Annotated in this window: 4 protein-coding genes; 3 read left to right on the top strand and 1 reads right to left on the bottom strand. The window is 72.6% G+C overall.

Features of this window, described 5'->3' with window-relative positions:
• The 3 genes from ABZ371_RS29640 (at position 1) to ABZ371_RS29630 (ending at position 3,240) form a co-directional block, all read left to right on the top strand.
• Positions 1 to 606 carry a nucleotidyltransferase family protein gene (locus ABZ371_RS29640; RefSeq protein WP_358685336.1) on the top strand — a complete coding sequence of 202 codons (606 nt, stop codon included), beginning with the start codon at positions 1 to 3 and terminating at the stop codon, positions 604 to 606.
• A 264-nt stretch (positions 607 to 870) separates the two neighbouring features.
• Entirely contained in the window at positions 871 to 2,493 is a 1,623-nt protein-coding gene (gene aceB / locus ABZ371_RS29635) for a malate synthase A (protein ID WP_358685332.1), read from the top strand.
• Positions 2,494 to 2,697: 204 nt separating this feature from the next.
• Positions 2,698 to 3,240 carry a DUF1360 domain-containing protein gene (locus ABZ371_RS29630; protein WP_358685329.1) on the top strand — a complete coding sequence of 181 codons (543 nt, stop codon included), beginning with the start codon at positions 2,698 to 2,700 and terminating at the stop codon, positions 3,238 to 3,240.
• Positions 3,241 to 3,393: 153 nt separating this feature from the next.
• Here ABZ371_RS29630 and ABZ371_RS29625 read toward each other — a convergent pair whose 3' ends face one another.
• On the bottom strand, positions 3,394 to 3,840 hold the full coding sequence (locus ABZ371_RS29625) for a DUF2267 domain-containing protein (protein WP_358685327.1): 447 nt from the start codon (positions 3,838 to 3,840) through the stop codon (positions 3,394 to 3,396).
• Positions 3,841 to 4,270 lie beyond the last annotated feature (430 nt).

Below are 4,270 nucleotides of genomic sequence, written 5' to 3'. Positions count from 1 at the left end.
ATGTCTCACACACACCGGATTCCCCAGGTCGCCGGGCTGCTCCTCGCCGCGGGCGGCGGCCGCCGCCTGGGCGGCCGCCCGAAGGCACTGCTGGAGCACCGCGGCCGCCCGCTCGTCGAACACGCGGTGCGGGTACTGCGCGACGGCGGGTGCGGACCCGTCCACGTGGTGCTGGGAGCCGCCGCCGACGAGGTGCGGGCGCGCGCGGACCTGAGCGGGTGCGTGGTCGGTGTGAATCCGGAGTGGGAGGAGGGGATGGGCTCGTCGCTGCGCTCCGGACTCGCGGCGCTCGCCGGTCGCGGGGCGGACGCGGCGCTCGTGCTCCTCGTCGACCAGCCGGGCATCGGCGCGGAGGCGGTGGCACGGGTCCGGTCCGCCTACCGGTCCCGCTCGACGCTCGCGGCCGCGGCGTACGGCGGCGAGCGCGGCCATCCGGTGCTGTTCGGCGCCGAGCGGTGGGCGGGCATCGCGGCGGAAGCCGTGGGCGACCAGGGGGCGCGGGCCTACCTCCGCGCCCATCGCGATGCGATCACCCTCGTGGAGTGTTCGGATGTGGCGGAGGCGTTCGACATCGACACGGTCCGGGACCTGGGGCGCCTCGCCTGAACGGGCCGTGCTCGCGGTGGCACGCCGCGCCACCGGGACGGCACCTCTGTCGACCCGGAGAATCTCGATATCAACAAACCATTGAACTTCCACCATGAGGAAACTAATATCCACTGTTCAGAAGCGCGCAGCACTCACGCAGCGCCGTTTCCGCACCCAGACGGCATCCGCAGCCGTATCTCGGAGCCATGGCACGCAGTGCCGATCGAGGCGACCCGGCAGCTGTGGACGTCGCCGCGCCGCCCGCTGAAGGAGTGACAGCTCATGTCCGCACCAGCGCCGTCCCCGCTGGCCATCGTCGATGCCGAGCCCCTGCCGAGGCAGGAGGAGGTCCTGACCGATGCGGCCCTCGCGTTCGTGGCCGAGCTGCACCGGCAGTTCACGCCGCGGCGCGACGAACTGCTCGCCCGCCGCGCCGAGCGCCGCGCGGAGATCGCCCGCACCTCCACGCTGGACTTCCTGCCGGAGACGGAAGCGATCCGCGTGGACGACACCTGGAAGGTCGCCCCGGCTCCGGCCGCGCTCGACGACCGCCGGGTGGAGATCACCGGTCCGACCGACCGCAAGATGACCGTCAACGCCCTGAACTCGGGCGCCAAGGTCTGGCTCGCCGACTTCGAGGACGCGTCCGCCCCCACGTGGGAGAACGTGATCACCGGCCAGCTCAACCTGATCGACGCCTACACCCGGAACATCGACTTCACCGACCCGAGGACCGGCAAGTCGTACGCCCTCAAGTCCGCCGAGGAGCTCGCGACCGTCGTCACGCGCCCCCGTGGCTGGCACCTGGACGAGCGCCACCTCCAGCTGGACGGCACCCCGGTCCCCGGCGCGCTGGTGGACTTCGGCCTCTACTTCTTCCACAACGCGCAGCGCCTCATCGACCTCGGCAAGGGCCCGTACTTCTACCTGCCGAAGACGGAGTCGCACCTGGAGGCCCGCCTCTGGAACGACGTCTTCGTCTTCGCCCAGGACTACGCCGGCATCCCGCGGGGCACGGTCCGGGCGACCGTCCTGATCGAGACGATCACCGCCGCGTACGAGATGGAGGAGATCCTCTACGAACTCCGCGACCACGCGTCCGGGCTGAACGCGGGCCGCTGGGACTACCTCTTCTCCATCGTCAAGAACTTCCGTGACGGCGGGTCGAAGTTCGTCCTGCCCGACCGCAACCTGGTCACGATGACCGCCCCGTTCATGCGGGCGTACACCGAACTCCTGGTGCGCACCTGCCACAAGCGCGGCGCGCACGCCATCGGCGGCATGGCGGCCTTCATCCCCTCGCGGCGCGACGCCGAGGTCAACAAGGTCGCGTTCGAGAAGGTGAAGGCGGACAAGGACCGCGAGGCGAACGACGGCTTCGACGGCTCCTGGGTCGCCCACCCGGACCTGGTCCCGATCGCGATGGCCTCCTTCGACGCGGTCCTCGGCGACAAGCCGAACCAGAAGGACCGGCTGCGCGAGGACGTCTCCGTGGCGGCCGGTGACCTGATCGCCATCGACACCCTGGACGCGAAGCCCTCGTACGACGGCCTGCGCAACGCCGTCGCGGTCGGCATCCGGTACATCGAGGCGTGGCTGCGGGGCATGGGCGCGGTCGCCATCTTCAACCTGATGGAGGACGCCGCCACCGCCGAGATCTCGCGCTCGCAGATCTGGCAGTGGATCAACGCCGACGTCGTGTTCGAGAACGGCGAGCACGCCACGGCGGACCTGGCCCGCAAGGTCGCCGCCGAGGAACTGGCCGCCATCCGCGCCGAGATCGGCGAGGACGCCTTCGAGTCCGGCAGGTGGCAGCAGGCCCATGACCTGCTCCTCCAGGTCTCGCTGGACCAGGACTACGCGGACTTCCTGACGCTGCCGGCGTACGAGCAGCTGCGCGGCTGAGCCACGACCAGGAAGCGCCGCCCCGAGGTGCCACCGCACCGGGGGCGGCGCTTTCGGCGTCCGCCGCGCGCTCGCGGACCGCCTCCGTGAGTGGCGGCCCCGGACGCGGCGCGGCGCGGCTGAATGGTTTCCTCACCGGCGGCCATGTTCCTTCCGCGTCCGGCGGGGTACCCGGCGCTTCCACGACGGCCGACGGGAGAGACCATGACATCAGAAGCCCTCGAAGCAGCGAACGGCTCCGGCGACTGCCGGGAACACGGGCACGAGGCGGGCGGCTACTCGCCGGGCCAGGAGATCCCCCTGCGCGGATACGCCACGCTGGCGGGGATCCATGCCGGTGGCGTGACCCTCTTCGGTCTCGCCGCCCGGGCATCGGGGCTCCGCCTGCCGGACCGCATCCCGCCGGGAGACCTGCTGCTGCTCGGAGCGGCCACGTACAAGGCGTCACGGCTCGTGACCAAGGGCAAGATCACCAGCTTCCTACGGGCCCCCTTCACCCGCCGCGAGGGTGTCATCAGCGGGAGCGAGGTCATGGACGAGCCACGCGGGCACGGCCTGCGGTTGGCCACCGGCGAGCTGCTCGCCTGCCCGTTCTGCCTGTCGGCCTGGGCCGCCGCCACACTGGTCTGCGGGTACGTCGCGGCTCCGCGCGCCACTCGGCTCGTCGCCGGGGGGCTGGGGGCGATCATGATCTCCGACTGGCTGCAGTACGCCTGGAGCCTTACACAGGAACACGCCGAGGGCTGAGGCGTCACGCTGCACGGCCGACCTGCGGAACGCTTGCCGCGGGTCTGCCCCGGCTCCGGGTCAGGCCGCGGCTCCGGGTCAGCCCTCGGCCGGGCGGGGGCGGTCCGGTACGCGGTCCGGCGGCCCTGTCCGGTCGACCGGCTACCTCTCCCGTCAGACGGTGTCGGGTCGGTCGGCGTCGGCGGCCCTGGCGGTCGGCAGCAGCTTCCCGATGTCCAGGGGCAGCGCAGCGGTCAGTTTCTCCATCAGCTCCGGAGCGACGGCCGCGTCCAGTACCTCGAAGACGGCGGCGGTCTGCTCCAGCGCGACGTCCTCCGACACCCCGGCCCGCCAGGCGACCCGCCCCGCGAACGTGGTGAGGTCGAAGCGCTCGCCGGATCCGCTGTCCGGCCCGTGAGCGGGTCCCCCGGTGTCTCCCGTCTCCCCCGACACGGAGGCGGCCAGCGCCGACGGCAACTGGGCGAGCAGATGACCGGCAAGCCCGTCGGGCACGCGTTCGGTCAGCGTGCGGAGCACCGCGCCCGTCACCCGCTCGGCGGGACCCCGGCCGGAGAGCCGGGCCCTGGCCTGCACTTTTCCGATCAGCTCCTCGTACTGCATGGTGATCCATCCCTTCGCTCGGTGCGGCCCGTCCCGGGCGGGGCCCGGACGAGCCGGGTACCCGAAAACGGACAATTACCACGAAGGGCGGTACCGGGCTTTACGCGGGCCGACGGCCGTGATCAGCTTCCCCCTGTCATGTACAAGCGGCCTCTGGGGAGGGGCCTCGGGGGGGCACAGCGGGGTAGGACCCCGCCACCCCGAACCGCCTCCTGCCCCCGCCGCCCCGGGACGCGCCGGTGAGCGTCCTGTTCCGGGGCGGCCCGGCAGCGCGCGGGCGGCGCGCGGTCCGGCGTCCCTCGGGCGCCCGGCCCGCCCTCCGTGGGGGTCCCGGCGGGGGGGGGGCGCCCGGGGGGGGGGGGGGGGGTCAGCCCGGGAGGCCGATAGGGGGCTGGGGCGCGTATTCGCCCCACGGCCCGTCGGGGCGCGT

The sequence above is a fragment of the Streptomyces sp. NPDC005899 genome (assembly GCF_040629645.1).
GTDB lineage: Bacteria > Actinomycetota > Actinomycetes > Streptomycetales > Streptomycetaceae > Streptomyces.
The sequence above is the reverse complement of the archived record's forward strand: the minus strand, read 5'-3'. Positions and strand labels throughout refer to the sequence as shown.

Bases quoted from the DNA above. Each gene is read 5' to 3' on its own strand.
- aceB (WP_358685332.1), top strand. From the start codon at position 871: ATGTCCGCACCAGCGCCGTCCCCGCTGGCCATCGTCGATGCCGAGCCC.
- ABZ371_RS29640 (WP_358685336.1), top strand. From the start codon at position 1: ATGTCTCACACACACCGGATTCCCCAGGTCGCCGGGCTGCTCCTCGCC.
- ABZ371_RS29630 (WP_358685329.1), top strand. From the start codon at position 2,698: ATGACATCAGAAGCCCTCGAAGCAGCGAACGGCTCCGGCGACTGCCGG.
- ABZ371_RS29625 (WP_358685327.1), bottom strand. From the start codon at position 3,840: ATGCAGTACGAGGAGCTGATCGGAAAAGTGCAGGCCAGGGCCCGGCTC.